32 protein-coding genes are annotated in these 25,520 nt (G+C 62.0%); 13 read left to right on the top strand and 19 right to left on the bottom strand.

Annotation, left to right across the window (positions count from 1 at the left end; all coding sequences use genetic code 11):
• Positions 1–34: 34 nt before the first annotated feature.
• Positions 35–667, bottom strand: a complete 633-nt coding sequence (locus tag AC0L3U_RS24350) for a tyrosine-type recombinase/integrase (protein ID WP_473363500.1) — start codon at positions 665–667, stop codon at positions 35–37.
• A gap of 262 nt (positions 668–929) precedes the next feature.
• Here AC0L3U_RS24350 and AC0L3U_RS24345 point away from each other — a divergent pair, with 262 nt between their 5' ends.
• Positions 930–2,783 carry a caspase family protein gene (locus AC0L3U_RS24345; protein WP_473363499.1) on the top strand — a complete coding sequence of 618 codons (1,854 nt, stop codon included), beginning with the start codon at positions 930–932 and terminating at the stop codon, positions 2,781–2,783.
• 325 nt (positions 2,784–3,108) lie between these two features.
• On the opposite strand, the gene AC0L3U_RS24340 is transcribed toward AC0L3U_RS24345, so the two are convergent.
• Together AC0L3U_RS24340 and AC0L3U_RS24335 are read right to left on the bottom strand one after the other, a co-directional pair.
• Positions 3,109–3,321, bottom strand: a complete 213-nt coding sequence (locus AC0L3U_RS24340) for a hypothetical protein (RefSeq protein ID WP_473294701.1) — start codon at positions 3,319–3,321, stop codon at positions 3,109–3,111.
• Positions 3,322–3,357: 36 nt separating this feature from the next.
• Positions 3,358–3,705 (bottom strand): hypothetical protein, encoded by a 348-nt coding sequence (locus tag AC0L3U_RS24335; RefSeq protein WP_473363498.1) that lies wholly within the window; start codon positions 3,703–3,705, stop codon positions 3,358–3,360.
• A gap of 280 nt (positions 3,706–3,985) precedes the next feature.
• Here AC0L3U_RS24335 and AC0L3U_RS24330 point away from each other — a divergent pair, with 280 nt between their 5' ends.
• Positions 3,986–4,660 carry a hypothetical protein gene (locus tag AC0L3U_RS24330; RefSeq protein ID WP_473294703.1) on the top strand — a complete coding sequence of 225 codons (675 nt, stop codon included), beginning with the start codon at positions 3,986–3,988 and terminating at the stop codon, positions 4,658–4,660.
• Between the two features lie 150 nt (positions 4,661–4,810).
• Here the strand turns inward: AC0L3U_RS24330 and AC0L3U_RS24325 are convergent, their stop codons facing one another.
• Positions 4,811–4,996, bottom strand: coding sequence for a DUF3606 domain-containing protein (locus tag AC0L3U_RS24325; protein ID WP_473363497.1), 186 nt, complete (start codon positions 4,994–4,996; stop codon positions 4,811–4,813).
• Between the two features lie 133 nt (positions 4,997–5,129).
• Here AC0L3U_RS24325 and ligD point away from each other — a divergent pair, with 133 nt between their 5' ends.
• The 4 genes from ligD (at position 5,130) to AC0L3U_RS24305 (ending at position 7,781) form a co-directional block, all read left to right on the top strand.
• Positions 5,130–6,053 carry a non-homologous end-joining DNA ligase gene (gene ligD / locus AC0L3U_RS24320; RefSeq protein WP_473363496.1) on the top strand — a complete coding sequence of 308 codons (924 nt, stop codon included), beginning with the start codon at positions 5,130–5,132 and terminating at the stop codon, positions 6,051–6,053.
• A 177-nt stretch (positions 6,054–6,230) separates the two neighbouring features.
• The gene (locus AC0L3U_RS24315) at positions 6,231–6,566 is read left to right on the top strand and encodes a hypothetical protein (RefSeq protein WP_473363495.1); all 336 of its coding nucleotides are present in this window, start codon (positions 6,231–6,233) and stop codon (positions 6,564–6,566) included.
• A 108-nt stretch (positions 6,567–6,674) separates the two neighbouring features.
• Positions 6,675–7,088 (top strand): hypothetical protein, encoded by a 414-nt coding sequence (locus AC0L3U_RS24310; RefSeq protein WP_473363577.1) that lies wholly within the window; start codon positions 6,675–6,677, stop codon positions 7,086–7,088.
• Positions 7,089–7,103: 15 nt separating this feature from the next.
• The gene (locus AC0L3U_RS24305; protein ID WP_473363494.1) at positions 7,104–7,781 is read left to right on the top strand and encodes an SOS response-associated peptidase; all 678 of its coding nucleotides are present in this window, start codon (positions 7,104–7,106) and stop codon (positions 7,779–7,781) included.
• Between the two features lie 120 nt (positions 7,782–7,901).
• On the opposite strand, the gene AC0L3U_RS24300 is transcribed toward AC0L3U_RS24305, so the two are convergent.
• Together AC0L3U_RS24300 and AC0L3U_RS24295 are read right to left on the bottom strand one after the other, a co-directional pair.
• Entirely contained in the window at positions 7,902–8,792 is an 891-nt protein-coding gene (locus AC0L3U_RS24300) for a hypothetical protein (RefSeq protein WP_473363493.1), read from the bottom strand.
• 114 nt (positions 8,793–8,906) lie between these two features.
• A complete protein-coding gene (locus AC0L3U_RS24295) occupies positions 8,907–9,683 on the bottom strand; it encodes a DUF4261 domain-containing protein (protein WP_473363492.1) in 777 nt (258 codons plus the stop codon).
• Between the two features lie 447 nt (positions 9,684–10,130).
• On the opposite strand from AC0L3U_RS24295, the gene AC0L3U_RS24290 reads away from it, so the two are divergent.
• Both AC0L3U_RS24290 and AC0L3U_RS24285 read left to right on the top strand, forming a co-directional pair.
• Entirely contained in the window at positions 10,131–10,331 is a 201-nt protein-coding gene (locus AC0L3U_RS24290) for a hypothetical protein (RefSeq protein WP_473363491.1), read from the top strand.
• A complete protein-coding gene (locus AC0L3U_RS24285; protein ID WP_473363490.1) occupies positions 10,328–10,534 on the top strand; it encodes a hypothetical protein in 207 nt (68 codons plus the stop codon). Before AC0L3U_RS24290 ends, AC0L3U_RS24285 begins: the two co-directional genes overlap by 4 nt.
• Here AC0L3U_RS24285 and AC0L3U_RS24280 read toward each other — a convergent pair.
• Positions 10,528–10,797, bottom strand: coding sequence for a DUF6894 family protein (locus tag AC0L3U_RS24280; RefSeq protein ID WP_456768914.1), 270 nt, complete (start codon positions 10,795–10,797; stop codon positions 10,528–10,530). The two genes, AC0L3U_RS24285 and AC0L3U_RS24280, sit on opposite strands and share 7 nt — an antisense overlap.
• Before the next feature lie 321 nt (positions 10,798–11,118).
• Between AC0L3U_RS24280 and AC0L3U_RS24275 the strand changes: the two genes are divergently transcribed.
• Positions 11,119–11,676 carry a hypothetical protein gene (locus tag AC0L3U_RS24275; RefSeq protein ID WP_473363489.1) on the top strand — a complete coding sequence of 186 codons (558 nt, stop codon included), beginning with the start codon at positions 11,119–11,121 and terminating at the stop codon, positions 11,674–11,676.
• A 117-nt stretch (positions 11,677–11,793) separates the two neighbouring features.
• Here the strand turns inward: AC0L3U_RS24275 and AC0L3U_RS24270 are convergent, their stop codons facing one another.
• The 5 genes from AC0L3U_RS24270 to AC0L3U_RS24250 form a co-directional block, all read right to left on the bottom strand.
• The gene (locus AC0L3U_RS24270) at positions 11,794–12,042 is read right to left on the bottom strand and encodes a hypothetical protein (protein ID WP_456768913.1); all 249 of its coding nucleotides are present in this window, start codon (positions 12,040–12,042) and stop codon (positions 11,794–11,796) included.
• Between the two features lie 556 nt (positions 12,043–12,598).
• Positions 12,599–12,775: a hypothetical protein gene (locus tag AC0L3U_RS24265; protein WP_473363488.1), complete on the bottom strand. Its 177-nt coding sequence runs from the start codon at positions 12,773–12,775 to the stop codon at positions 12,599–12,601.
• 116 nt (positions 12,776–12,891) lie between these two features.
• A complete protein-coding gene (locus AC0L3U_RS24260) occupies positions 12,892–13,083 on the bottom strand; it encodes a hypothetical protein (RefSeq protein WP_473363487.1) in 192 nt (63 codons plus the stop codon).
• 128 nt (positions 13,084–13,211) lie between these two features.
• Positions 13,212–13,388: a hypothetical protein gene (locus AC0L3U_RS24255; RefSeq protein ID WP_473363486.1), complete on the bottom strand. Its 177-nt coding sequence runs from the start codon at positions 13,386–13,388 to the stop codon at positions 13,212–13,214.
• A 163-nt stretch (positions 13,389–13,551) separates the two neighbouring features.
• A complete protein-coding gene (locus tag AC0L3U_RS24250; protein WP_473363485.1) occupies positions 13,552–13,755 on the bottom strand; it encodes a hypothetical protein in 204 nt (67 codons plus the stop codon).
• A 274-nt stretch (positions 13,756–14,029) separates the two neighbouring features.
• Between AC0L3U_RS24250 and AC0L3U_RS24245 the strand changes: the two genes are divergently transcribed.
• Both AC0L3U_RS24245 and AC0L3U_RS24240 read left to right on the top strand, forming a co-directional pair.
• Positions 14,030–14,215, top strand: coding sequence for a hypothetical protein (locus AC0L3U_RS24245; protein ID WP_007612773.1), 186 nt, complete (start codon positions 14,030–14,032; stop codon positions 14,213–14,215).
• A 279-nt stretch (positions 14,216–14,494) separates the two neighbouring features.
• The gene (locus tag AC0L3U_RS24240; protein ID WP_473363484.1) at positions 14,495–15,781 is read left to right on the top strand and encodes an NRAMP family divalent metal transporter; all 1,287 of its coding nucleotides are present in this window, start codon (positions 14,495–14,497) and stop codon (positions 15,779–15,781) included.
• Between the two features lie 154 nt (positions 15,782–15,935).
• Here AC0L3U_RS24240 and AC0L3U_RS24235 read toward each other — a convergent pair whose 3' ends face one another.
• The gene (locus AC0L3U_RS24235; protein WP_473348272.1) at positions 15,936–16,124 is read right to left on the bottom strand and encodes a hypothetical protein; all 189 of its coding nucleotides are present in this window, start codon (positions 16,122–16,124) and stop codon (positions 15,936–15,938) included.
• Between the two features lie 163 nt (positions 16,125–16,287).
• Between AC0L3U_RS24235 and AC0L3U_RS24230 the strand changes: the two genes are divergently transcribed.
• Positions 16,288–17,502, top strand: a complete 1,215-nt coding sequence (locus AC0L3U_RS24230; protein ID WP_473363483.1) for a mandelate racemase/muconate lactonizing enzyme family protein — start codon at positions 16,288–16,290, stop codon at positions 17,500–17,502.
• A gap of 6 nt (positions 17,503–17,508) precedes the next feature.
• Here the strand turns inward: AC0L3U_RS24230 and AC0L3U_RS24225 are convergent, their stop codons facing one another.
• The 4 genes from AC0L3U_RS24225 to rocF all read right to left on the bottom strand — a co-directional run bounded on the left by AC0L3U_RS24225 (position 17,509) and on the right by rocF (position 20,841).
• Complete coding sequence (locus tag AC0L3U_RS24225) at positions 17,509–17,805, bottom strand: hypothetical protein (protein ID WP_007601505.1); 297 nt, start codon at positions 17,803–17,805, stop codon at positions 17,509–17,511.
• Positions 17,806–17,901: 96 nt separating this feature from the next.
• Positions 17,902–18,444, bottom strand: a complete 543-nt coding sequence (locus AC0L3U_RS24220; protein WP_473363482.1) for a c-type cytochrome — start codon at positions 18,442–18,444, stop codon at positions 17,902–17,904.
• Positions 18,431–19,702 carry a sulfite dehydrogenase gene (soxC, locus tag AC0L3U_RS24215; RefSeq protein WP_473363481.1) on the bottom strand — a complete coding sequence of 424 codons (1,272 nt, stop codon included), beginning with the start codon at positions 19,700–19,702 and terminating at the stop codon, positions 18,431–18,433. The genes AC0L3U_RS24220 and soxC overlap by 14 nt, the downstream gene beginning before the upstream one ends.
• Positions 19,703–19,863: 161 nt before the next feature.
• Complete coding sequence (rocF, locus tag AC0L3U_RS24210) at positions 19,864–20,841, bottom strand: arginase (RefSeq protein WP_473363480.1); 978 nt, start codon at positions 20,839–20,841, stop codon at positions 19,864–19,866.
• A gap of 243 nt (positions 20,842–21,084) precedes the next feature.
• On the opposite strand from rocF, the gene AC0L3U_RS24205 reads away from it, so the two are divergent.
• Positions 21,085–21,369, top strand: a complete 285-nt coding sequence (locus tag AC0L3U_RS24205) for a hypothetical protein (RefSeq protein ID WP_473363479.1) — start codon at positions 21,085–21,087, stop codon at positions 21,367–21,369.
• A gap of 18 nt (positions 21,370–21,387) precedes the next feature.
• On the opposite strand, the gene AC0L3U_RS24200 is transcribed toward AC0L3U_RS24205, so the two are convergent.
• The gene (locus AC0L3U_RS24200) at positions 21,388–24,129 is read right to left on the bottom strand and encodes an EAL domain-containing protein (RefSeq protein ID WP_473363478.1); all 2,742 of its coding nucleotides are present in this window, start codon (positions 24,127–24,129) and stop codon (positions 21,388–21,390) included.
• 59 nt (positions 24,130–24,188) lie between these two features.
• Positions 24,189–25,469, bottom strand: a complete 1,281-nt coding sequence (locus AC0L3U_RS24195; RefSeq protein ID WP_473363477.1) for a FecR family protein — start codon at positions 25,467–25,469, stop codon at positions 24,189–24,191.
• Between the last annotated feature and the right edge of the window lie 51 nt (positions 25,470–25,520).

Here is a 25,520-nt window from a genome sequence, read left to right as displayed (position 1 = left end):
GGCAGCGCAGAGCACGTCTGCTCTGCCCCCGAAGTCAGACGTCAACCTGTTCTGCTATCGCGAGGGCGTCGTCGACCTCAATGCCGAGGTATCGAACGGTGCTCTCGATCTTGGTATGCCCCAGCAGGAGCTGTACGGCTCGCAGGTTGCCGGTTCGGCGATAGATCAAGGTCGCCTTGGTCCGGCGAAGGGAATGCGTCCCGAACAGGCGCGGGTCCAGTCCGATATCAGCGATCCAGTGAGATAGGAGTCGGGCGTACTGGCGGGTCGTCATATGCCCACTCCGCCGCCGGCCAGTGAACAAATATTCTCCTGACTTCTTGCCTGTAAGCCGCAGATAGTCGTCGATTGCCTGCCGGGTCGATTCCGTCAGTTCAAATTTGACTGGCCGGCCGGTCTTCTTTTGTCGGACGGTCGCGCGGTCGGCGGCATATCCGCCCGGCGCAAGGTCATCGACTTTCAAGGCTACGACGTCGCAGCCGCGCAGCTTGCTATCGATGGCGACGTTGAACAGCGCCAGATCGCGCATTCGGCCTTCGACCTGGAGCTTGGTTCGGATTGACCAGACGTGCTTCGGACGGAGCGGCGGCTTTGCGCCGACGATCTTGCCCTTGTTCCAAGGAACGTGTTTCGAGACAGCAGGGATGGTGCTTGGGACATCGGTCATGTTAACCTCCTCAGCTAGTGAGGCTGGTCATTTTCAGCTTGGAGCCCTTCCAATCCCGCGTCCGCTTGTAGACGATTGGAGACGTTCTTGTGTCCATTTCGATCTATGAAGACCGATTTTGACCCATTGCGGACAGCGGCCGCCGACCTCTGCATAAGCCGTGCAACGGACGCAGATCGTACCGTGATCAACATCACAGACAGGCCCCTTGCCTTCCGGCAGGCTGCGAATACTCTGCTCATATTGTGATTTGGGGCTCCAAGTGGGCGCGCTTCGGTTTTTGGTTTTATTGATTTTTTCGATCTCGCTTGGCGCTGCTCCGGCTCAGGCCGAGCGCCGGGTGGCGCTGGTGATTGGCAACTCGGCCTATAAGAGCGTGCCGCGGCTCGCCAACCCTGTGAACGACGCCACGCTCGTCGGTGGGATGTTCAAGAAGGCCGGCTTCGACGTGGTCGATACCAAGCTCGATCTGAGCGTCGTCGACATGCGCAAGGCGCTGCGCGAGTTCGGCGTCAAGGCGCGCGATGCTGATGTGGCCGTGATCTATTACGCTGGCCATGGCATCGAACTGGACGGCAACAACTATCTGATCCCGACGGACGCGGCGCTAGAGACCGACACCGACGTGTTTGACGAGACATTCCCGCTCGATCGGGTGTTGTTCGCGATCGAGCCGGCCAAGCAGCTCCGTCTCGTGATCCTGGACGCCTGCCGCGACAACCCGTTCGCCAAGACGATGAAGCGCACGGTGGCCTCGCGCGCCATCGGCCGCGGTCTTGCCAAGATCGAGCCAACCAGCCCGAACACCATGATCGCCTTTGCGGCCAAGGCCGGCTCGACCGCCTCGGATGGCGACTCCAAGAACAGCCCATTCTCCACGGCCTTGGTCGAGCGCCTGCCGACGCCGGGGCTCGACCTGCGCAAGGCGTTTGGCTTCGTCCGCGACGACGTCCTCAAGAACACAGGCTACAAGCAGGAGCCCTATGTGTACGGCTCGCTCGGTGGCGACGACGTGCCGCTGGTCCCGGCGAAGCCGGCAGCCGCTCCTGGACCGCAGGCAAGCCCTCAGGATGCAGTTCGCAGAGACTACGAGCTGGCCTTGCAGGCAGGCGACAAAGACGCATGGCAAGCCTTCCTGCGGACGTACCCGGATGGCTTCTATGCTGACCTCGCCAAGGTCCAGCTGAAGAAGATCGAAGCTGAGCAAGCGCGCGCCTCCGCCGCCGACAGGGCCCGGCAGGCCGAAGATGAGAAAGCACGGCTCGCGGCGGACCGCGCCAAGAAGGCCGAGCAGGACAAGGCGGCGGCCGCCGCGAAACTGGCCGAGGACGCCCGGCTCGCCGCCGAGAAGACCAAGCAGATCGAAGAGGCGAAAGCCGCCGCTGCCGAGCAGAGAAGGAAAGACGCGGAGGCAGCCGTTGCCAATGCGCTTGCCGACAAGCAGGCGGCTGAAAAGGCTCTCGCAGACAAGATCGCGAGCGACAAGGGCGCGGCTGATCAGTCCGCAAAACACGCGGCAGAGAAGAAGGACCAGATCGACACCGAGCAGAAGGTCGCGGCCGTGGCGCCGACGTCATCGCAGCCGAGCCTGTCGCCTCAGCAGACCGCAACGCTGGTCCAGTCCGAGCTGCGCCGGGTCGGATGTCTATCCGCGGCTGCTGACGGAGACTGGAATGCCTTATCGCAGAGGTCGCTCTCGACCTTCAACAAATATGCCGGAACTAAGTTCGACGCCAAGGTCGCGAGCTTCGAGGCTCTCGATGCGATCAAGGCCAAGCCGGGCCGGGTCTGCCCATTGATCTGTGATCACGGTTTCAGAGGCGATGGCGACGCCTGCGTGAAGATCGCCTGCCGGGCTGGTTATCGCGTGAACGACGACAATGAATGCGAAAAGGCGCAGGAGAAGAAGCCTGTTGCTACACGTGACGATGCGCAGAAGCGCGACGAGCAGAGGAAGCGGGCAGAAGCATCACCGTCCAAGCCTCTGTCGAGCGGTCAGATGGTCTGCGGCCAAGCCGGATGCCGTCCAGTGGGCCGCGGCTGTCGACTCGCCCCGCGCACGGGTCCCGTCGGAGCTACGGGCAGCCACAGCTACACCATGGAGATCTGTGACTGATCGACGCGCAGCGCCGCACTCGTAAAGGCGCAGCCACAATCCGCACCCAAGGCTGATCAGCGGGTTGGCGAAGCTGAAGTCGACCGGCGACTGCCACTGCAAACCAGTCGGCGGCTCGCCTTATGCAAGCGGTAGGGCGCCCCTAATGCCCGATCGGGTCATTTCGAAGGTTTGGCAAGGAGCGGTGGCTCGTTGATGTCCGCTCCTGGCCCATAGCTGACCTACTATTGCGAGCTGAGCACGTCCGGTTTCGAAAACGAAGCGGACGTGGCTTGCGCCGCGGGCCAGCCGGATTTATGAGCCATCGGCCCAGCGGATCAAGTCTTCACAATACCCGGTTCAGGATTCGAATGTTGCGCCGGTCAGCGGCCTCTGCTGCGGTCGGCTTCGCGGGCGTGTTCGGCTCCACAGCCGGTTGCTCCGGTTTATATGCAAGCGCGTCGCGCATCCATTGGGGTAAACCGATCAGAGCCGCGTTCTCTTGCTGTGGATGCATATCTTTAGACTCCGGTGGAGTCGATGGCGTTGGTGTTTTCATTGCAATTCCTCGCCTGGAGACAAGACGAAGCGAAGCTTACGAAGCCTCGGGTTCGCGGGTCTCATTGTTGATTATCGATGGATGGTCCGGATGTACGATGATGCGTTCGATCCGTTGCAGCAATTCGCGCGGCCGTGCGTCCGTCGCCAAGGGCTGCACCGGCTTGCCCCACCCACGGTCGAGAATAGCGTTTGCGGCGGCCACCCGCGCAAAGGCATTCGCTGTCTCTCTGAACATGATGGCAGCAAGCACGTTGAGTGCGGCTTCGGTCTTGGCGCGTGCCAGGGTTTCGATATCGGCCAGCGTTGGCGCCCTGAAACCTTCACTCGCCACATGCTGCGCAACAGGAAGATGCAGCTCGGTCCTTCTCCTGAATTTGGTCATTTGGAAATCCGTTTGTTAAATGACGAGTCTCCGAAAATAAAAAGCCCGCGGCGGATTGCTCCGCGCGGGCCGATCTTCAATGATGCTATTCTGCCAGTGTTTTGCCCGACGTGTCAAATCCATTGGCCCAAAGCGTCCGATAGCGTCCTCTCCGACCATCGTTTCACAGGTCCGCTAAGGGCCAGAAGCTGGCAGAACAATCGCCGGTCTTTCGACGCGATCATTTATAGCTTATCAACCTGAAGCATATATGTGAGAAGCGCAAACTACGGAACTGGAAATGAAGCGCGAGTTAGCCTTCGGCGGAACAGCTCAACCTGGCATTGGCGCTGGGCTCATTTTAGTTATGGGTCTATGTTTTTTCGCCCGGCAAGCAGCGGCGGCTTCCGACGAGCTGGAATATTTCCACGAGTGCGTGAAGCGAGAATTGCCAACTACTCTGCGCCTCTTCGTTATCAAAAATGGTCCCGATGGCTTAAACCGCGCCGAAGACAGCGCAAAGGCCGAGATCGCTAATAACTTATTTTCGGTTTGTAGACAGCGCGCAGTAGACAGCTCGCACCGCGTGGATGAACGGTCTTACGTTGACGACACCGTAGGATCATTCTTCAAGCAGATCCCTAGAATTGTCGAGCTACAGCGTCAAACAGAGCAGCTATGGAAGTCCAATCCTGATAAAGCGATCGAAGACCAAGCAGTGCGCACCTATCCCCTCTGCCTTGAGGGCACTGCACGAAGGTTAGCCCGAACTTCCAACGATCCTACCGATACTATCGAGCACGGGGCACTCGCAGCGTGCGAGAAAAGTCGACAGACCATCTTCGATACATATTCCAGCCATGGCAAATCCTATGACCGGGAAGCGATGAAGGCTTTGGAGCAGGAGTTTCATCGTAAGTTGCCTGACGTAGTTACGAGAACACGGGATGACGTACGGAAAGCCACGCAGCAATAGCCATTTCTTCTGCCCATGAAACAAATTTCGCTTTGGGTCACAAGCGGTCCTGGACCGGCTGCTCGTGTCAGGTGGCTACACCCCGGGGCGCAAGAAGCCGGTCGCTGACGCGACCGGCTCGCCACAAACCTCTGTTCTAACGCAAAACTATCAGCGGCCCAGCTTGCGCTCCACCTTCTTCCGGCTGCTGCCCACCTTCTTGACCGCCTTCTTCACGGCCGAGGCCGAGCGGCCCGTCTTCTTTGCCTCGTAGCTGACTTCGTATTTCTGTCCGCCCGCCACGCGCGCGCGGTCCTGCTTGCGACCGCGAGTTGTCTGCTTCTTCGCTTTAGCCATGTTGCTCTCCTTGCATCTTTGAAACGCAAGAGAATTCAAACGGTTCCGTGCGACGATAGGGGCCGCGCCGATCAGCGGAACGAATCCGGCCATAAAGATTCGAATCAAGGTGTTCGTTGCGTGGAGCTTGTCAGTGGCGTTGCAGCGTCAGCGTAGGCCAGGGACGATCGGGGTGAAAGCGCCCTTCCCTGGCTTCATCGAGCCGGCCTTGGCATCGGTGGTGGACCGCGTGCCATCCGGAGCGCGGTGGATTCACGAAATCAAGTTCGACGGCTACCGGGTCCAGCTTCATTTGGCCAACGAGGCCGTCACCGTCTACACCCGTCGCGGCCACGACTGGACCAAACGCTTCAAGAAAGTCGCCGATGACGCCTGGCACATCAAGGCGGGATCGGCGGTCATCGATGGCGAGGTTGTTGTTCCTGCAGCCGATGGCAGCACCGATTTTTCCGTCCTCCAAAACGAGCTCAAGGGCACATCGACCAAGATCGTGCTCGTGGCGTTCGACCTGCTTTACCTGAATGGGCGAGACCTGCGCGGCCTGCCGCTGTTGCAGCGTAAGGCCGAGTTGAAGAAAATCATTTCCGGCACCGACGTGCAGTTCAGCGACAGCTTCGAAATCGATGGACGCGAGATGTTCGCGCATGCGTGCAAGGTTGGACTTGAGGGCGTGGTCTCCAAGGTTCGCGACAGCATCTACAACAGCGGCCGCGGCAATAACTGGGTCAAGACGACTTGCGCGCAGCGAGAGACGCTAACCATCGCCGGCTTCGCACTCGACGAAGGCAAATGGGACGGCATCTATCTAGGGCGCCATAAGGGAGACGAGCTCATTTATGCGGGCAAGGTCGACCACGGATTCGACAAGACGTCTGCCGCAGAACTACAAAAACGATTGAAGCCGCTCATTCGCAAGAAGCAACCTTACGCCAAGCGCATCGCGCACAAGGGCATCTGGGTCGAGCCGAAGCTGCTTGCGGAAATAGAGTATCGCGCGAAATCCGCCGAGGGTAAGGTCCGCCATCCCTTCTTCAAAGGCTTGCGGGAGGACCTATAGGTGAAGTTTTGCGCTGTTTGCGACAACTACCGTTGGGTCTGCGAAAATCATCCCAATCGCCCTGCTTTCGGCCCTCGCGCCTGCGAGTGCGGCGCGGGAGAGCCCTGCCCCGTCTGCAATCCAAGCGATGAATTCAACACCCCAGCCATGCCACCTAACTTTGTCCCGATCGTCTGGATGACGATGATGGAGATGACTGAGGTAAACGTGATGGTCGAGAACAGGTCCGAACTGATAGGAGCGTTGACGTCTTACGATTCAGCGCGTGACGAAGGCGGTTCAGCAAGACCTGCGGATGTCTCTGCTCCAGTCGCGAGCATGCTGGTCTACTGCGCGCACAATTGTAACACTGAATTCGAAACCCGCGTTGAAGACGTCGGCTGCGGCGCCGGAGAGATCGTGTGCCTGGAATGCGACGGGAGCGGACGCTGCCTGTTTCCTCCGGAGATGGTCGGAGGCGAACTGGCATGCGTCGATTGCAAGGGGACGGGCCGCCAGTTGGTCAGCATTTGAATGCGCCTTGGTTTTCCACAGCCACGACAGGCAGTAGCATGTTGCCCAGCATGACCACTAGGGATCGACAATTTGCCAACGCTGTTGGCGCATGACTTTGATAAAGGGATGTCCACGAAGTCGCGCCAATACCTGTTCGGCACTCAAATCAAGATGTCGGCTGAGCGCGCCAAGTTCGCGCGACAGGAGGCCGATAAGCTTGCGTGCGTGGCGTGGAACCAGCGGATGCTGGGCTACAAAGGCCCCGCTCAGCCATCACCCACGCTCGGCGATGCGATCAATGGCGGATACCCCTACCTTGAGGTTCGGTGCCTTGGCTGCGATACCAACCAGACGATAGCGCTCGACATCATTCGACGTTCCAAGTCGACGCCGGTGCACGAACTCGAACGCTATATGCGCTGCAAGGACTGTTCGCAGCTCCGTGGCTATCCGTACAAGCGAAGCAAGCTTGTGGCGTTGAGACCGACAAAGATTTCAGCCAGTCACCCGGCCTCAATCTGGTGGCCGGGGGAGCGATAAGGGGCAAACGTCTTCATGTGCAATCTCTATTCGATCACCACCAATCAGGCGGCTATTGCCGACCTGTTCCGGGTCGTCCGCCGCTATGAAGGCAATCTTGCGCCGATGCCCGGGGTGTTTCCGGATTACCCCGCGCCAGTCATTCGCGAGGCTGCCGGCGAGCGAGAGATGGTGCTGATGCGCTGGGGCATGCCGCCCCCGCCTCGCACCGGCGGCCCGCCCGTGACGAACATTCGCAACACGTCATCACCGCACTGGCGCGCGTGGCTCAAGCCGGAGCACCGCTGTCTCGTCCCGGTTAACAGCTTTGCCGAATACGCGCCGGAGCCCAACCCGGAGACGAAGAAGAAAGACATCGTGTGGTTCGCGCTCGCGCACGCTCGGCCGCTGTTCGCGTTCGCGGGGATCTGGACGACATTCAACGGTGATCGCGGCACCAAGTCGAAGCCAATTCCAGGCCCGCATCAGGTGTACGGCTTTCTCACCACGACACCGAATGCGGTCGTCGAGCCGATCCATCCGAAGGCCATGCCGGTTATCTTGACCACAGCGGAAGAGCGAGAGGTTTGGCTGAGGGCGCCGTGGGACGAAGCCAAGGCGCTGCAACGGCCGTTGTCGGACGAGAGCTTGAAGATCGTGTCCCGCGGCACCGAGAAAGAAGACGCGCTCCCCGTTGCGATAGTTGACCGTTAATCGCCGGCGGCCATAACTATACAGCTAAGGTTCATAGTATGCATGCGCGGCCTTCCTGAAGCAGGGCTTCAGGGGACATTACTTAAGCCGAGTGACACAACTAGCAAAGTATTGATGACGCTATTCGGATGCCGCTTCCGAAAGGCAGGTAGGCTCATGAGCAACTGTAACCATCGCCGGTGAGCTTTCTGGCGGTATGCCATCTTCATCGCAGTGCTTCATTAACTCTAGCAAGAACATGCCAGTGCATCGGGCGATATGCAGCGCCTCATGTGGAGCGTAGATTGTTTCAACGTGCATTGTCGCGTTGCGCCATGGGTTTTTGATCGCATCTAGAGTCACGTACATGGCTTCTAGTTTTGCGCCCTGAGAATTTGTGACACGAATTTTCGGCGGCCATTTTTCATCAATCTTCGCTTGGATTTTTCCCAGAATTATGCCCCAGCTTTTCTCCGCGGGCTTTGTAGCATCCGGTATTTCCAAGAACTTGCAGAGGGCCTTGATTCCACATTCTATCGCCCGCATGCAGTGAAATACGCATGCCGTGTACCTGCCTAAAGCTACACATTTTGCTGCTTCCTCTATCTCGAACGAGGCATTGCTAAAGGCTCTAGAAAACCCTTCTACCGGTTGCGCCCCTAAACCAAGCAACCGATCCGCCGGGACGAACATCCCAGCCTCTTGCTCGTTGAGCACGAACAATTTAATGTCTACCAAGTGATCGCCAAATCGACTCTCGATATCGATAAACGCCTTCCCCAAATCATCATAGGTGATCAGTGAATTAGGGTCGGCGATTTTGTGCTGCAATCTGTTCGCTGGGGCTAACGCGGAACGCGCGCCAACCTTTCCCAGGGCAATCAAGAGATTGCCGAGCTGGGGTCCGATTATATTAGTTCTGTCTTCAGGGCCGACTGCGCTTGCCTTGTCTGGGACCTGATCAATAAGATTGATGAGGTGGCGCAAGCCAGTGACAGCCTTCAAAAAGGACCCCGCCTCTAAATCCAGCATTCGCGGAGACTCCATAGTCTGCCGCCGAGCACGAATCCCCGGCTACGTATGGTAGCAGTAAGGTTGGGGTACCGGAAACACGAACATGGCAACTAACGGCTCCGAACTCCGCAATTATGCCGAACCATCGGTACAGAAAAGAACGGGCAGGCCTTCAAATCGATCTGAGTCCTTGTAACGAGCCGAGAAGCGCTCGCGCGAGTCGCGACCGAACGTATCGCCGTCTTTGACCACAAGCCCGTGCTCAACCAGATAAACCGCAAGACCGTCCACCTTGTTGACCAGCGTTGGAAGTGTCAGCTTGTGGGTTTCGAACTCGATTTCACGCTCAGCAAATGCTGACAGCCCCATCGTTACCGCTCCGATGCCCGTGTCAGATCGGAACGGCAATATGTCCACCCACAGTGAAGACGGATAGTCTGGATACGGCGCAAGCGATCGGCTGGACATGTCCAACCATAGATCGGCGGATCGTGCGACCTTGCCATTCCACACGACAGCGCAACATTCCGGCACCGTCGCAATCAATGCGCCGATGACAGCAGTCGTCAGACGAGCGGCGGGCAACGACCGCTGCTTTTGACCGAGGACCGAGACGATCAGATGCCCACGGTGCCGCGCCGCGACCGCCTTGGCCTGCGGCCACGTCGTGGAAGCGCGCGACCACAAACCGGGATCGTCAGGAATGCGCGCCGGCATCGACATGACGGCAACAAGCTCGTTGCCACAGCGAATGAGCGGCGAGTTTGCCTGAGCCTGTTGCGCGTCTCCGTTCTCCGCAACATCAGTTGCCAGCTCCGGATGTCGCGCGCGGAGCGCCTTGGCAACCGCCGGCATATCCGGCGCCACGGGATTATCCAATAAGACCAGAGAGAGAATCGAGTTACTCATCGACTGCCCCGGAAACATTGCGGCGAGCCCGACAACTTCCGCTCTCGCCCAGAGGTTGAAACTTTGCTTCGTTAGAACAAATCAGGAACGTCGTCAATCGGTATTCCTTACCTGCATAATGAGAGCACGCACATCGATCTAACCATTTTCGCCTTTGTCATTTGATGCCGGAACCTTCCCGCCATTGCCAAGTTTTCCCGATACCCTTCCCCAAGGGTGACCCCGATGGCCCCAGCTCAATGCCCCCCAAGCCCCCGCGAGCTGGGGCCTCTTTTTTCAAACTGCCGCACTGCACTTCCAAAAGATTCTTCCAAACAACTAGCAAATGACAACGACGGCTCGAAACCGGCGGCCTAGGCTTGATCCATCACCGCGCCTCACTCGGCATCGATCGGCAACGACAACGCCGGGGTTGCGCTCCGACTGCTCGCACGATGGACATGCGCCATGCAGAAGCGTCGACGTTTCAAGCAGACCACGACACTCACCGAACGGCTCGCCGAGGAGGCCACGCGGCTGCGCGAAGAGGCGCGCACGCTCGCGCCGGGGCGCCGCCGCGAGATGCTGCTGCGCCGCGCGCGGCAGGACGAGACCGCCATGCACATCGACGCCTGGCTGCAATCGCCCGGGCTGAGGGCACCGTCATGACCCTGCAATATCGCGCCTATCTGGTCGGCGACAACGGCGTGTTCCGCTCCGCCGAAGCATTCGAGGCCGCCTCCGATGCGAACGCCCTCACCTTCGCGCAGCAGTTCACGCGGCACGGCAAGGTCGAGGTCTGGCAGCTCGGCCGCAAGATCGCAGTGCTCGAGCCCGAGTCATCCCGGCCGGAATTTCTCACGCGTCAATGATCGCGTGATGTCGAGGGCGGCCTGAAGGTCTCGAACGCGAACGAGAACTTGACCTGCATCACGGGACCCCTGGCATCGCGAACGTCGATCGCCATGGTCTGCCTGCCGCCCGCGGGCGGCGCGGAGAGGATGGCATCGCGCGCCATGTCCGCGACCGACTTGGCGGCCTCCGCCTGAACGGCGCGCGCGCTGGCCAGCTCCAACCCTTCCTCGTCGAGCGCTACACCGGTGTCGTCGCGCAGGTCGAAATAATATCGGGGCATTGCAGCATCCTTTGCCCGTAACAGGTCCGAAACGGCCAAAGGGTTTCCGGCGGCGGCGAAAAAATCTGGTGGAATCAACAGGTTCCGGGAACCCAGGATTTCCCGACCTGCGCCCGCACTTCGCCTGCGTGTACCCATCGCAGGTCGATCCGGCAGGCCACGAGCGCCGACGGCGCCGCCGCTCCCCCGTCATCTCTCATTCCAACGAAGGAGGATTTCGCCTGCTGTGTGCGCGGCGTCACGGAAGCACGCGCCATGTCCGCCTATCACTCATCCCACGACGACGGCATGAGACAAAACAAACAACCAGACAGGTGGACCATGACGAAGACCTTGATGATCACGAAGATGGCGGCAGCGATCGTGTTGGCCAGTGTTGCGGCAGGCGTTGCGAGCAGCTCGGCGCAGGCCGGCTGGGGCGAGAACGGACAGTATGGCAACGCGCCGCAGGCGCGGCCCCAATTCGGTCCCCATTTCAACGGCTATGGCGGCAACGGCGGCCAGCGCCCGGTCGTCTATCCCGGCCCGCGGCCGATGCCCCAGGTCGTCGTCTATCCGCGGCCCGCGCCGCCGGTCTATATCCCGCCGCAGGTCGTGGTCCGGCCGGTCCAGTATCCGGTTGTCGTGAACAGGCCGGTGTACGTTCCGACGCCGCAGGTGGTGGAGAAGACGGTCGTCGTGCAGCGGCCCGCCGTGGTTGCGGCACCGGTCGCAGCTGCTGCGCCCGCTCCGGTGGTCAACAACAACTGCAACTGCCTGGTGAAGGAATATCCGCAGGCCGGCGTCGTGGTGTTCAGGGATATCTGCACCAAGGAAAGCGCGACCTACACCAACCTGCCGCAGCAGACCACGCAGGCCGTGCTGCCGCCGACCCAGTAATCGCGCGGAAGCCCGCGCGCCGGATACGATGACAAATCGAACGCGGGAGCACCAGCTGCCGCGTTCGTGTTTATTCAGGAAGCGAAAGCGACAGGGGCGAACCGACATTCGGCCCCGTCACTCCTCCGCAAGCTTCCCGACGATATAGGCATCCACCGTTTCGGCGAACGAGCGCTGCACACCGACCGCGGTCCCATGCTGGTCGAGTGCGTCGCGCTGGAGCACGCGCAGGCCGCGGCCGCGCATACAGACCGGCGCCGTGTTCAAATATTGGTCGATGGCGCCCTTTGCGAGCGGGATGGCCTTCGGGTCGCCCCTTGCGATCAGAAGCCGCAAGAGGCTCTGGCATTCGGCCAAGCCTGGCATGGGATCAGCGCCTCACGCCTGCCGCGATTTCGCCGGCCGCTTCACCGGCTGGGTATGGGTGCCGAACAGCGCCAGCAAGAACGCGACTTCTTCTTTCGAACCAACCTGGATCATGATGATCTCCTTTTCGCTAGGTTGGTCGGAGCCAGCCGGCGGGGCGTTCGAGACAATCTGGTTTCAGCACTGTTTCAGGCGTGTTTCGTCGGGGCGCACCATGTCCATGGTCGCCTGAATAGGAACAGCTTGTGGATCAGAAAGTTATTCGGGCGCCGGTCCGGATGCACGACCGGCACCCCTCCAACGGCCTCAGCTCGCCCCGCGGGCTGGGGCCGTTTCTTCCCCCGCGCAAATTCAACCCGAGCCCGCGTTCTGGTCTCGCATCGGCTTCTCCCAGGACAGCTTGTTGCAGCCGGAGCACCGGAAGATGGCAATCGCCCCCTCGGGTGAACTCACCGCGTCGATGAATGTCATGGGCTTGTTGCACGCGGCACACATCGGCCGCTGCCTGCTGTCTCGGTTCGCCATGCGCGCAAACGCGGGACAGCGGAAGAGGTTTCTATCGTTCTGGAGGTTCAGGGTGCCAGATCTTCGGAACCTGTTGCTGAAGCAGTGCCATCGACGCCGCGATCTGCTCGCGCGAACGGCGCAGCAATTGTCGTGTCGCCTGGCTTGCATCGAGCTGGTGTATTTTCTGCCGGTCGAGATCCGCCTCGAATTCCTCGCGGGTGAGCATGACAAGCTCCCGTGTTCCTGCTCCATTCGCAGAGTACGCCGAGAGACGATCGAGGACCGTTCACAAGTGAACGCATGGCGGGATGCCCGCCTGCGGGCTTTCGACCCAGCCGGTCTTCAGCGTCCGCGCTTCTGCGTGACGAGCCGCAGCGCGATGCCGTGCTGCCAGGCGCGCACCCTCACGGCGGCTTCGCTGCGACCAAGCTCGCCGGCGATCTCGTCCGGCCGCCAGCCGGCTTCGGCCAGCGCCTTCAGCCGCTCGTGCTCTTCCGCTGTCCACTTCTTCAACAACGGGTAGCGTGATTGCATGGTGGGGAGCTGTCTCGTCTGCGTGGTCGATGCAGGCACAAGCGAGCGAAACAGGCGAAGTTCCTATCGGACGTTGTTCTGAGATCGGCGATGGGGCGTCCCGCAGATGGGCCGACGACGGCGCTCGCTCAGACCCAGACGTCCTCGCGGCACGAGTCGCAGCGATAGATCACGATCGAGCAATCGCGCCTCACGTCGAAGATCGAGGTCAGGCAGCGCGTGCCCCTCTCGCATTTGGGACATGGCGGCCCCGGCTTGAAATGCTGATCCGGCCTCGTTGCCGGGCTTTGCTGTTCGCGGCTCATCTCATCCCTCATTGGAGGACTGAGTTCCTAAGTGCCAAAGTGGACATTCGTTCCAATGGCGCGGGCGGTGCTTCTCTTGGAAACGAGGGCCTAGGCGCCCCATGATCGCGCGCGCTGGTCATCGGCTTCGTCTTGAACCATCAAGCGGGCTTGTCCTGAACGATCAAGCCGGCTTGGTGTTGACGGGTCCCCCCCCCCGCAGTTCGTCCAGGCTCTCGAGTGTGCAGATGCGCGCGGCGCGGCGGGCCAGCTCGTCGTAATTTTCCGCCACCTTGCGCAGCACGTCCCGCGTCTCGGGATATTCGCAATTATCCGCCTTGGTGCGGAATTCTTCCGCCCGCATCCGCCAGTACCGCGGAGGGTGCATCCGCTCGGCTCCCATGGGCCACTCCCCTGGATTGGTCCAACTGTTCATGTTTCTTAATAAAGAGCACGTCCCGGAGTTCCCGCGCAGCTGTTCCGATTCCGATCACACGTGCAGATTGCGCACGGAGCGCAGCTGACGATGGCACATCTCGCGGGAAAGATCGACTTTAGTTCAAATGCACCAAGGCGGATTCGGCAGGATGCAAGGGGTTCGCGCCATGCTGGAACATGTCCCTTGCGACAGACGCAACGGGGACAGCTCGGAGAGATCGTCGATGTATGTCGTCGCCGCCGCGTTGCTGGTGCTGTCGGGACTGTTCTACTCCGCGAGCCATCACGAGATCGGCTCGTTCGGTGTCACCATGTGCACCTATGGAAGTGCGTTCTGCGACAACCCGCTGATCGTCTTTTCCGGCGCCGCGCTGGCCGGCGCCTGGGGCATGTTCGTCAGCATCAAGTAATCCCGACGCACGCGCTCTGGGGACACACGTCCCGCCGGTGTCCGTGCACGGGTTGCGGACTGCGCGACGGCCGGCCATGGCAGTCTGGTCGAGGCGGGATGCGCGCAGAAGCAGACACCGGGTATTCTGCGATGATGCACTTATACAGGTGTTTTGCCCGACGAGTCAAAGGCGATTAGCTTTATCAGAAATCAGCGAGGAGCCCGTTGCCGCTGGCCCGGGAACCTTGTTCCATCATTAGCATTTGTGAAGGACGCGACCGACCGGACCCCTCCTGTCATGACCGACGATGCCCTCACCCCCACGAAATCCGCGCCGACGCTATTGCAGAGGCTGGGACCGGGTCTCGTCACCGGGGCGGCCGACGACGATCCGTCCGGCATCGCCACCTATTCGCAGGCCGGCGCGCAATTCGGTTACGGACTGCTCTGGACGGTGTTTCTGACCACGCCGTTCATGATCGCCATCCAGCTCGTCAGCGCCCGGATCGGCCGCGTCACCGGCAAGGGGCTCGCCGCCAACGTCATGCAGATCGCGCCGCGCTGGGCGGTGCTGTCGCTCGTCGCCATGCTGGTCGCCGCCAACACCTTCAACATCGCCGCCGACATCGCGGCGATGGCGGAGGCGCTGTCGCTCGTGATCGGCGGCCTCAACCACGAGCACGCGCTGATCTTCGCGGCGGGCTCGACCCTGCTGCAGGTGTTCCTGCCCTATCGGCGCTATTCGCCGGTGCTGAAATTTCTCACCCTGGCGCTGTTCGCCTATGTCGCGACTGCCTTCACCGTCAATATCCCGTGGAGCACGGCGCTGCTCGCGGCGGTGTGGCCGAAGACGAATGTCAGCGCCGACTATTTCATGATGGTCGTCGCCGTGCTCGGCACCACGATCAGCCCGTATCTGTTCTTCTGGCAGGCCTCGCAGGAGGTCGAGGAGATGAACCAGGGCAAGCGCGACAAGCCGCTGCGCGAGCTGAAGCGCGGCGGCAGTCCGGAGCTGGCGCGCATCCGGGCCGACACCCTCTCCGGCATGCTGCTCTCCAACGGCATCGCCTTCTTCATCATCCTCACCACCGCCTCGGTGCTGCACGCGAATGGCGTCACCAACATCAATTCGGCGACGGAAGCCGCCGAAGCGCTGCGGCCGCTCGCCGGCGACTTCACCTTCGCCCTGTTCGCGACCGGCATCATCGGCACCGGCCTGCTCGCGATTCCGGTGCTGGCGGGCTCGGCCGCTTACGGCGTGGCGGAGATCTTCGGCTGGCGCGCGACGCTGGAGGCGAAGCCAGACGAGGCGGTCGGCTTCTACACCATCATCGCCGCAGCGACCGCGATCGGCTTCGGCCTAGGGTTCACCGGGATCGATTCGATCCACATGCTGGTCTGGAGCGCCGTGCTCAACGGCATCGTCGCCGTTCCGATCATGGCCATGATGATGCTGATCGTCTCCAGCAAGGCGATCATGGGCCGCTTCAAGGGCCGCTCATGGCTCATCGCGCTGGGCTGGCTCGGCACCGCGTTGATGGCGCTGGCCGTGCTCGCTCTGCTCGCCTCGTCCGCGATCGGCTGACTAGCCTTTCACTAACCTTGCGACAAGGCGGTCGATATCTGCGAGGCGATGACGAGGGCCGCGAATACGGCCGGCACGCTGATGAAGCGCAGGAATTGGTCGATCGAAAGCATCGCTGTCTCCCCCAAGACAAAAAACCTCTCCGCCCGCCGCGCTATTCCACCCCGTGCGCGGCGTGCTGATCGGCCGTCAGAAACTGATCGGAAATGGCGGCGCCACCCATCGTGAGCAGCGCCAGGATCGAAATCACAGCCAGAAATTTCATGGCCGGAGGGTCGATCCCGATTGTGGCCAAAAACGTCAAAGCATGGTCCCTTTTCAGGACGATCCCGGGAAAGATCATGGCTGTCCACGGACTTTCCCGCCGAAGAAAGGCGGCAAAGCGCCCCCGGCGCAGCTCCCCGGGCTTCACTGCGCAGGGCCATTAGCTTAACAGTTGCGGCTGGAGCGGGGCTTGCGAGCCGGCCAAAGCAAAAAAAGGACCCAGCCGGGTCACAGGGAGCGACATGACCAGATCATCAAAGGCAACAAGTCTCGAAATTCTCGCCTGCGACGCCGGCTGGCGAAACTACCACTTCGTCAAGCTGACGACCGAGGACGGCATCGTCGGATGGAGCGAGTTCGACGAAGGCTTCGGCTCCCCTGGCGTCGGCGCTGCGATCCAGCGCCTGTCCGCTCGCGTCGTCGGGCAGAACGTCTTCCGGCACGAGCGCATCTACGCAGAGCTGTTCGCGGCCACGCGTCCCGCCGCCGGCGGCGTGGTGGCGCAAGCCCTCGGCGCGATCGAGAATGCGCTGCTCGATGCCAAGGCGAAGTGTCTCGGTGTGCCCTGCTACGAACTGCTCGGCGGCAAGATCCGCGACCGTGTCAGGGTCTATTGGTCGCATTGCGCGACGTGGCGGATCAATCATCCGTCCTGGTACAAACCGCCGATCGAGAACCTCGACGGCGTCAAGGCAATGGGACGCGAGGTCCGCGAGAACAAGTTCACCGCGCTCAAGACCAACATTTTCTCCTACGACGACGGCAAGCCAACCGGTTGGCGACCGGGCTTCGGCTCGCCCTTCGCCCCCGAAATCAACGTCGATCGCAAGATCCTGCGCGACCTGCGCATGCATCTGGAAGCGATCCGCGACGGGGCAGGCCCTGATGTCGACATCCTGCTAGACTGCAACTTCAACGCCAAGACCGAGGGCTATCTGGAGATCCTGCGCACCATTGCGGACCTCGACATGTTCTGGATCGAGATCGACAGTTTCAATCCGGAAGCGCTCGGTTACATCCGCAGGCAAAGTCCGCATCCGATCTCGTCCTGCGAGACGCTATTGGGCTTGCGGGAATTCCTGCCCTATTTCCGCGAACAGGCCATGGACGTCGCAATCATCGACACACCCTGGAACGGCGTTTGGCAGTCGATGAAGATCGCAGCCGCTGCGGAAGCGTTCGAAGTCAACGTTGCGCCGCATAATTTCTACGGTCATCTCTGCTCGATGATGAACGCGCATTTCTGCGCCGCCGTGCCGAACCTGCGCATCATGGAGATCGACATCGATCGCCTGGCGTGGGACCGCGAGCTTTTCACACATGAGCCTGAAATTCAGAACGGCCATCTGGTCATTCCGGACCGGCCCGGCTGGGGCACCGATCCGAACGAGGAAGCCCTTCGCGCGCATCCGCCGAAGACCAGCGGCGGATTGCTCAACTACGGCCGCAAGGGCTGAGCATCCTTACGGCGTCACTGGATTGACGGTCGGGGACGTCTTCGGCCCCGGCCGCGCCGGCTCGATCGGTGATTTCGGTTCGGTCGGAAGAATTTTGGCACCTGCGGCGCGCGCGGCTTCACCAGTGGTTGCGTACATCGCAACGTGGGCGGGTTGCGTCTTGGCCCGATTCCATGGTCCGTGATCGACGATGAGCATCGCAGCAATCGTCACCGCGGCCACAATCAACGCAATCACGCCGGGATGGCGAAGCGCTGAGGACATGGAATTTGCGAAGCGATCCGTTGCCATCGTGGAATCCATAGGTTTTTCCTCTCGCAGGTTAATGCGATCGGGTCCTGCGAGTTCCGCCCTTGGCCAACACAAGTTCCGAGCGGGAACCTGAACGCCACAAGGCGTTCAGTGTTTCACATCCGGCCGGGTATCGCCGACGAACCGGTCGCGGTTCGGCATTTTGACAGCCGCAAGCGATTTGGCATCGAGCGTCGCATCCGCTCCTACCAGTCCATTCAGGTTCAGGATGTACGCGGAGACCGCATAAACCTCCTCATCGCTTAGCGATTGCGGCGCGTTCTGCGGCATCGCGCGGCGGATGTAGTCGAACAGCGTCGGCGCATACGGCCAATAGCTACCGACCGTGCGGATCGGCTTTGGCGTTGCGATCGTGCCCTGCCCACCGACGAGCCGGTCACCGAGCCCGCCCTCGCCCTTGTCGCCGTGACATGATGCACATTGCTGGGCGAACACCTCGCGCCCATGGCTGACCGAGCCACTTCCCTTCGGCAGATTGCTGCCGTCGCGTCCGATGTCGATATTCCAGCCCGCGATCTCCGCCGCTGTCGCGGGGTGTCCGAGGCCGTACAGGCTTTGTGCCTGCGCACCGCTCGCGAACGCACACAGCACGACGACGACAGCAATGCCGCAACTCTCACGCCAGCGCATTGGTCACCTCGCCGTCAGCCGCGATGCGCCAGGGCCAGATCGCGTTGTTGTGGTAGAAATAGTTCTCGCCGCGCACCGCGAGCAACTCGGAGAGCGTCGGCTGCACATAGCCGGTCTCGTCGATGGCACGGCTCTGGATCACGGCAGGCTTGCCGTCCCACTGCCAGGGCAGGCGAAAGCGTGTCAACGCGCGCGTCAGCACCGGCTCCTGCAATTGCGCCGATTGCCAACTCTTTCCCTCGTCGACGGACACTTCGACGCGCGCGATTTTGCCATGCCCGCTCCAGGCGATGCCGGTGATCTCGTGGAAGCCGGGCGCGCTCAGACGTTGGCCGCCCGAGGGCCGTGTGATGATCGACTTCGCGTCCATGTAGAACGAAAATTCACGCGCTGTGCCGTCCGGCAGAAGGTCGGTGTATTTCGAGGTCTCCTCGCGTGAATAAACCGGCTCAGCCGCCACATGCAGGCGGCGCAGCCACTTCACGCTCATATTGCCTTCGAAGCCCGGCAGGAACAGCCGCAGCGGATAGCCCTGCTGCGGGCGCAGCCGCTCCCCGTTCTGGCTGTAGACCAGCATGGCGTCCTCGAGGCATTTCTCGATCGGGATGCTGCGGGTCAGCGCAGCCGCGTCGGCGCCCTCGGCAACGACCCATTTGGCTTCGGGCTTCAGCCCGGCCTCTTGCAGCACCAGCTTGAGGCTGACGCCGGTCCATTCCGCGCAACTCACCAGACCCACAAGGTCCGACGCTGTCTTGCCGTAAGGCTTGCTGTAGCCGGGATTGCCGGAGCATTCGAGAAAGTGGACGCGCGATTCCGACGGGAAACGCCTGAGATCGTCGATTGTGAAGATCAGCGGGCGCTCGACCAGCCCGTGCAGCATCAACCGGTGCTGGGCCGGATCGATGGTCGGAACGCCGCCATGATGCCGCTCGTAGAACAGTCCATTCGGCGTGATGATGCCGTCGAGCTCCTGCAACGGCGTCCGGCTGGAGGCCGAGATGTACTGCTTGAGAGTCTTCGAGATGTTCTTGACGACGCCCTTCTCGAACGACGATGGCGCGCCATAGAGCTGGCCCCCCGTCGGTTCGCCCGGCGCCTTCATCCATTCGGGAATGTTGGGTGGAAGGTTGTCGGTCCCGGCGGCAACCGATGCGCCGGCGCCCAGGACAGTACCACCCGCAGCGGCAGCGCTGCCGCGCAGAAAGCGGCGGCGAGTCGTCCCCGCGGGTTTGTCGGCGGCGTCGAAGGTGCGGCTCATTTGCGGATCCTCGGTTGAAGCGCGACCCGCATGAAACATTCTGCGACGAGCATTTGCAATTCGCACCTGTTTCAAAAACAGGCGATTTCGATCTGGACTGATCTAAATCCGGTGGCGGCGACGGCAATTCTCTTCTTCGCAACGCACAAACGGCTCGTCCGTCACTCGCCCGGTGCGATCGCATTGCTCGGGGTCGGCCGGTCGGCGATCTGCTGGCCGAACAGGCTGCCGATCAATTCGACCGCGGTGCGCGCGGTGCGGCCACGCTCGTCGAGGAACGGATTGAGCTCGACGATGTCGACTGAACCGACTACGCCGGAATCGTGCAGGAGCTCCATGATCAGATGCGCCTCGCGATAGGTCGCGCCGCCCGGCACTGTCGTGCCCACGCCCGGTGCGACGCAGGGGTCGAGAAAATCGACATCGAAGCTGACATGCAGTACGCCGTTGCTGGCCCTGACGCGCTCGATGACGCGCCGGATCAGCACGGCGACGCCGAATTCGTCGATCTGGCGCATGTCGACAACCCTGATCCGGCGCGTGCGCATCAACTCCTTTTCGAGCTTGTCGATCGAGCGCGCGCCGAACAGGTCGAGCCTGTCGGGATCGATCGAGGCGCGCGGATCGTCGCCCAGCAATCCGTCGAGGCCGGGTTCACCGCAAAGGAATGCCGCCGACATGCCGTGCATGTTGGCAGTGATCGTCGTCTCCGGTGTGTTGTAGTCGGCATGGGCATCGAGCCAGAGCACGAACAGCTCGCGTCCGCGCTCCTGCCAGTGACGGGCCATGGCATTCACCGATCCCATTGACAACGTGTGATCGCCGCCGAGAAAAATCGGCAGCGCGCCGGTTTTCGCGATCTCGTAGCCTCTGCGGCTCAGCACGCGCGTCCATCGCTGGATCTCGCGGTAGTGATTGGCTTTGTCCGGGGGCCTGTCTGCGAGGTCCCGGAGCTCGGCCACCGAGAGATCGCCGCAATCGACGACCTCGAAATCCAGGCTCTCGAGCAATGTCGCAAGGCCGGCGGTGCGGAGCGCCGCAGGGCCCATCAGGGTACCGCGCTGCGAAGCCCCCATGTCGATGGGAGCGCCGAGCAAGGCGATGCGCCGGGCTCGATCCGTCGTGGTCCGGTCGGTCACAGCTGCCTCCTGAGATCAGCAAGATTGAGCCAGCCTAACAGAGATTCGCATCCGTCGTTTCACGGGGGCGGTCCGCGCAGGCGCGCATCGTTTCGGAACAAATGCCCGCGCGCCGAATTGCTCATTCAAGGCCGGTACCCGCCGTAAAAACCACGGCGCCTGTCGCGGATAGCCAAAGGTCATCTGACCCGCTGTTCAGAACGAGCGCTCGCGCGGATAGCCAAAGGTATCGGCCTCCGTCACATGATCAGCCCGGAGGTCGCGCACTTGAGCACGGAGATCCCGCAGTCCACCTCACATCCCGGCATGGCCGAGCGCGCCATCGATGCCGCGACGGACGTATCCCGCACCATCGGTGAAGTCGCGGGTGGCCTGCATGCAGCTGTCGACCGCATGACCTCCGCTATCGACGAAGCGCGAAAGCCGGGCCGGCCCCTCGCGACCGTCGCTGCGATCACGCGCGAAGCGCCGCTCGCCAGCCTGTTCATTGCTTTCCTGTTCGGCGTCGCGGTCGCGCGTCGGCGCTAGAAATCGAGCGGGCCCCGTTCAGGCGGCGCTGACGGCTTCGCGCTTGGCTGCGAGGAATTGCCGCTCGAATGCTTCCGCCGGCATCGGACGGCCGAAGAAATAGCCTTGGCCTTCCTCGCATCCCATGCTCACCAGGAAATCGGCCGTAGCGCGGTTCTCGATGCCCTCGGCCACGACCGTCAGTCCGAGCTGTTTGCTGAGGCCGATGGTCGACCCGACGATCGCGGCATCATCGGAGTCCGCGAGCAGACCGAGCACGAACGACCGGTCGATCTTGAGCCCATCGAGCGGAAACTTCTTCAAATAGCTCAGGCTCGCATAGCCAGTGCCGAAATCGTCGAACAGGACGCGGACGCCGAGCTGCTGGATGCGCTTGAACATGTCGAGCACGCGAGCTTCGTCGTGAAGCAGGATGTCTTCGGTGACCTCGAGTTCGAGCAGCGATGGGGTGAGCCCCGTCGCTTCGAGCATTTCCGCAACCGAATGCGCGAGGTCGCCGGAGTGCAGCTGCGAGGGCGACAAATTGATCGCGACGCGCACTCTGTCGCCGGACAATTCCCAGGCGCGTGCCTGCCGGCAGGCGGTCTCCATCACCCAGTTTCCGATCCGCTCGGACAGAGCTGAGCTATTGACCACCGGCATGAACTCTCCCGGCGAAACGTAGCCGCGCACGGGATGCCGCCAACGGATGAGCGCTTCGGCTCCGACCAAGCTGGCGTCGACCAGGCGAACCTGGGGCTGGTAGAACAGCTCGAACTCGCCCCGGTCCGCGGCAAGCGCCAATTCGCTCTCGAGCGTCAGCCGGTGTTCCAGCTCCTCCCGGATCGCGCTCTCGAAGACCACATAACCGCCGCGCCGCGTCAGCTTTGCCTTGGTCAACGCAAGATGGCCGTTGCTCAGGAGCTCGTCGGCGCTGTGTCCGCCTTCCGGATGGACGGCGACGCCGATGCTGATCCTGACGCGATGCTGCCGCGTGCCGGTCGCAAGCGGCGCTTCGAACGCGCGCGCGATGCGCTCGGCGAATTCTGCGATCGGCTCGTCGCCATCGGCGCCTTTGCGCGCAATGGCGAATTCGTCTCCGCTAAGCCGGGCAACGACAGCGCCGTCGCCCACCTCGGCTTTCAGGCGACCAGCGACCGCCTGCAGCACGAGATCTCCGGCGGAATGGCCGAGCATGTCGTTGATGCTCTGGAAGCCGTCAAGCCCGATCACGAGCAGCGCGACCTCGCAAGGGCGCTGCCCCGCATCCGCGATCTTGCCGACCAGTCTGGCATGCAGCGTGTTGCGGTTGGCAAGACCGGTCAGTGCGTCGTACTCGGCGAGATATCTGACGCGTTCGGCCTCGCGCTTACGGACCGAGATATCGCGCAGGATGGCTCCGTACTGGAAGCCGTCCGTTCCCTGCCAGCCCGAGAAGCTCGCTTCGACCGGGAAAGTTTCACCGTTCTTGCGCCGCCCTTCGAACTCGACGACGACCGCCCCGCCTGGGACCAGGAGGGCCTGGCGCGCGGCGTCGCGCATGGACGGCCTCGCGTCACCGTCCACTGGCACGGCGCACAGCGTTTCGAACGGGCGTCCGATGATCTCGGCGGGCATATAGCCGAAGATCGCACTGGCGCCGGGATTCCACACGGTGATCAGCTGACCTTCGTCGGTGCAGACGAGGCCATCGCCGAGCGACATCGCAATACGATGAAAGCGGCTTTCGGCGATGCGCCCCAGCAGACCGCGGAAATCGATTTCGTCGAGTGCGATTGCCGTCAGATAAGCGACAATCGCGATGTGGAACAGCGATGTGTCGATGATGAAGGGCCATCTTGCCTGCACGAGGACCGCAACCAACTCGAAGGCCGCCCCGGCCGAGATCAAGATTGCGACGCGAATTCCCGATGCGAAGCGGCGCCACGAATACATCATCAGCAGGCAGATCACCGCGAGACCCAGGATCATGCCGGTATCGGAAGTCCAGCGCAGCATCCGGTTCTGGAGGATCGATTCCGCGGCCAGCGCCTGGAGGATGGGTCCGGAGATGATGCGCCCGTTAGGAACACTGAAGCGGTCGCCGAGTTCGAGCGCCGTCGCACCAATGATGACCTTCTTGTCTCTCAGCTTGTCGAGAGTGGCCGTGTTGCCGCGGAGCACGTCGACATAGGAGACACTCGGAACGGAGCCCGCCCGAATGCTGAAATCGATCAGGAACGGCGGCCGCCGATTGGCGTCCTGCCCGGCCAGCACGACGGCCATCGACGGCATCAGGGCATCGCCGAGCTTCTCGCCGAACGGATATCGGCGAACGAGCCCGTCGGATTCGATGGCGACATTGACCAGCGCGGGCCACGACTGGTTGCCGAACGGCTTCAGGGGGCGATTGATGTGAGCTGCGCCGCCATTCGGCGCCGGCTGCTTGAAGGACGGCAGGATGGTCGAGCCGCCTGCCTCACGCAGCGCGTTGACGAAAGCCTCGTCGGAGGCCGGATCGGACGGCGAGCTGAAATCGACGTCGAAAGCGATGTCCTGCGCCCCCGCAGCCTCTAACCTGTGCAACAGTTCCGCGTGCAGCCGGCGCGGCCAGGGCCATACCCCGATCTGGTCGATTGAGGGCGCGTCAATGGCCACCACGACGACGTTGCCGCTCGCGGCACGCGATTGCCAGGCAAACCGCAGGTCGGTCAGCGCGTTGCGAAGCGCACCATGCCACCCCGTCGACAGCACGATCGCCAGCGCGGTCACGACTAGAATATGCGGACGATAGCGCTTCACTCCGATCCTCCCGCGCACCCGCTTCTGCGGTTGCGCCCCCTCATCCCCAGGAAATCGCCTCAGTGCTTGTTGTGGCCAAAGGCATTGCCGTGGCCATTGCTGCCGTTGCCGCCGCCATTGCCGTTGCCGTTACCGTTGTTGCCCCTGCCGTTACCGGTGGCACCGTTGTTGCCGTTACCGTTGCCGGAATTCCCATTGCCGGAATTGCCGTTACCAGAGTTGCCGTTGCCGGGGTTGGTCTTGCCACCGGAATTTCCGCTGCCGCCGCCAGAGCCGTCGCTGGACGCACCGGCCGTGGTCGCGGCTATTGTCGTGCTCGCAGCCGACGAGCTGGTGCTGCCAGCCGTCACGCCGCTGCTCGTGGTTACCGCAGTCTGGACGGTGCTGTTGGATGCGTTTGTGCCCGCTTTCGAGTCGCTCCAGACCGTCTCCGTGCTGGCGTGCGCGTTGCGCACCTGTCCGGGGGCACCGCCGCCGTGGGCGAGCCCGTGCGTGACCTTGTGGACGTTCAGCTTGACCTCGCCGAGCGAGTTCGAGATGCGTACGACGCCGGGCTTTGCAGTACCGCCCTTGGACGCGTGAGCTCCAGCCGCCTGTTGCGATGGCTTGAGGGCGCCAGCCGCCTTGGTGCCCTTATCGATCGGCCCGAGCGCATGGATCATGTGGCCATTCGCCCCGTTGCGCGGCGCCGGCAGGCCCGATTTCGGCACGGGGACGCGCTCGATGCTCGAGGCGCGAGGCTTGCCGTGCTCGATCGGATTGAAGGTCCCGGCGCCGCTCAGGCTGAGACCAGGCTTGCCATGCTCAAATACGGTGGCGGCCTGCCCCGGCAGAACCTGGGCGATCTGTCCCGTCTTGAAGTCGGAGACCTCGACCTGGCCGCGAAGCACGCCGACCTTGGTGCTGCCCGCATTCACGGTGACGCTGAACTGCGTTCCCTTCACGACAGCGGCCAGATAGGGCGTCTCGACCTCGAAATGCTTGACGTTGCGCTTCTCGACCTCGAGCAGGATCGAACCTGCCTGCTGGATGATGGTGGTCGAAAGGCCCTCCTTGCTCTCGGTCGGCAAGCCGACCACCGAGTTGGGAGAGATCAGGATCGTCTCCTCGCCGCGGACGAGCAGCACGCGGCCATTACGTCCGGTGCGAATGGTGTCGCCAGGCTTGAGCGCCTCCTGCTGATTCAACGAAACCTGCTGCGCGCCGCTGGTGGCGACCCAGACCTCGCCGGTGGCTTTGCCGACCGACCAGACGCCATCGTCGGCGGCGGATGCGCCGTAAGCCGTTCCCAGGCTCAGCGCAGCCGCGAAGGCGCACCGCATTCCAATTTTGCTCAGCATGACGATCCTCAGTCCGCGTTACAGCCAGCCTGAGGGGTATCCGAAATCACT

It is taken from the genome of Bradyrhizobium sp. Kon69, assembly GCF_055807515.1.
The sequence above is the reverse complement of the archived record's forward strand: the minus strand, read 5'-3'. Positions and strand labels throughout refer to the sequence as shown.

Coding starts and splice junctions, on each gene's coding strand:
- AC0L3U_RS24350 (WP_473363500.1), bottom strand. CDS start 667: ATGACCGATGTCCCAAGCACCATCCCTGCTGTCTCGAAACACGTTCCT.
- AC0L3U_RS24340 (WP_473294701.1), bottom strand. CDS start 3,321: ATGAAAACACCAACGCCATCGACTCCACCGGAGTCTAAAGATATGCAT.
- AC0L3U_RS24335 (WP_473363498.1), bottom strand. CDS start 3,705: ATGACCAAATTCAGGAGAAGGACCGAGCTGCATCTTCCTGTTGCGCAG.
- AC0L3U_RS24330 (WP_473294703.1), top strand. CDS start 3,986: ATGAAGCGCGAGTTAGCCTTCGGCGGAACAGCTCAACCTGGCATTGGC.
- AC0L3U_RS24325 (WP_473363497.1), bottom strand. CDS start 4,996: ATGGCTAAAGCGAAGAAGCAGACAACTCGCGGTCGCAAGCAGGACCGC.
- AC0L3U_RS24315 (WP_473363495.1), top strand. CDS start 6,231: ATGACGATGATGGAGATGACTGAGGTAAACGTGATGGTCGAGAACAGG.
- AC0L3U_RS24310 (WP_473363577.1), top strand. CDS start 6,675: ATGTCCACGAAGTCGCGCCAATACCTGTTCGGCACTCAAATCAAGATG.
- AC0L3U_RS24305 (WP_473363494.1), top strand. CDS start 7,104: ATGTGCAATCTCTATTCGATCACCACCAATCAGGCGGCTATTGCCGAC.
- AC0L3U_RS24300 (WP_473363493.1), bottom strand. CDS start 8,792: ATGCTGGATTTAGAGGCGGGGTCCTTTTTGAAGGCTGTCACTGGCTTG.
- AC0L3U_RS24295 (WP_473363492.1), bottom strand. CDS start 9,683: ATGAGTAACTCGATTCTCTCTCTGGTCTTATTGGATAATCCCGTGGCG.
- AC0L3U_RS24290 (WP_473363491.1), top strand. CDS start 10,131: ATGCAGAAGCGTCGACGTTTCAAGCAGACCACGACACTCACCGAACGG.
- AC0L3U_RS24285 (WP_473363490.1), top strand. CDS start 10,328: ATGACCCTGCAATATCGCGCCTATCTGGTCGGCGACAACGGCGTGTTC.
- AC0L3U_RS24280 (WP_456768914.1), bottom strand. CDS start 10,797: ATGCCCCGATATTATTTCGACCTGCGCGACGACACCGGTGTAGCGCTC.
- AC0L3U_RS24275 (WP_473363489.1), top strand. CDS start 11,119: ATGACGAAGACCTTGATGATCACGAAGATGGCGGCAGCGATCGTGTTG.
- AC0L3U_RS24270 (WP_456768913.1), bottom strand. CDS start 12,042: ATGCCAGGCTTGGCCGAATGCCAGAGCCTCTTGCGGCTTCTGATCGCA.
- AC0L3U_RS24265 (WP_473363488.1), bottom strand. CDS start 12,775: ATGCTCACCCGCGAGGAATTCGAGGCGGATCTCGACCGGCAGAAAATA.
- AC0L3U_RS24260 (WP_473363487.1), bottom strand. CDS start 13,083: ATGCAATCACGCTACCCGTTGTTGAAGAAGTGGACAGCGGAAGAGCAC.
- AC0L3U_RS24255 (WP_473363486.1), bottom strand. CDS start 13,388: ATGAGCCGCGAACAGCAAAGCCCGGCAACGAGGCCGGATCAGCATTTC.
- AC0L3U_RS24250 (WP_473363485.1), bottom strand. CDS start 13,755: ATGCACCCTCCGCGGTACTGGCGGATGCGGGCGGAAGAATTCCGCACC.
- AC0L3U_RS24245 (WP_007612773.1), top strand. CDS start 14,030: ATGTATGTCGTCGCCGCCGCGTTGCTGGTGCTGTCGGGACTGTTCTAC.
- AC0L3U_RS24240 (WP_473363484.1), top strand. CDS start 14,495: ATGACCGACGATGCCCTCACCCCCACGAAATCCGCGCCGACGCTATTG.
- AC0L3U_RS24235 (WP_473348272.1), bottom strand. CDS start 16,124: ATGATCTTTCCCGGGATCGTCCTGAAAAGGGACCATGCTTTGACGTTT.
- AC0L3U_RS24230 (WP_473363483.1), top strand. CDS start 16,288: ATGACCAGATCATCAAAGGCAACAAGTCTCGAAATTCTCGCCTGCGAC.
- AC0L3U_RS24225 (WP_007601505.1), bottom strand. CDS start 17,805: ATGGATTCCACGATGGCAACGGATCGCTTCGCAAATTCCATGTCCTCA.
- AC0L3U_RS24220 (WP_473363482.1), bottom strand. CDS start 18,444: ATGCGCTGGCGTGAGAGTTGCGGCATTGCTGTCGTCGTCGTGCTGTGT.
- soxC (WP_473363481.1), bottom strand. CDS start 19,702: ATGAGCCGCACCTTCGACGCCGCCGACAAACCCGCGGGGACGACTCGC.
- AC0L3U_RS24205 (WP_473363479.1), top strand. CDS start 21,085: ATGATCAGCCCGGAGGTCGCGCACTTGAGCACGGAGATCCCGCAGTCC.
- AC0L3U_RS24195 (WP_473363477.1), bottom strand. CDS start 25,469: ATGCTGAGCAAAATTGGAATGCGGTGCGCCTTCGCGGCTGCGCTGAGC.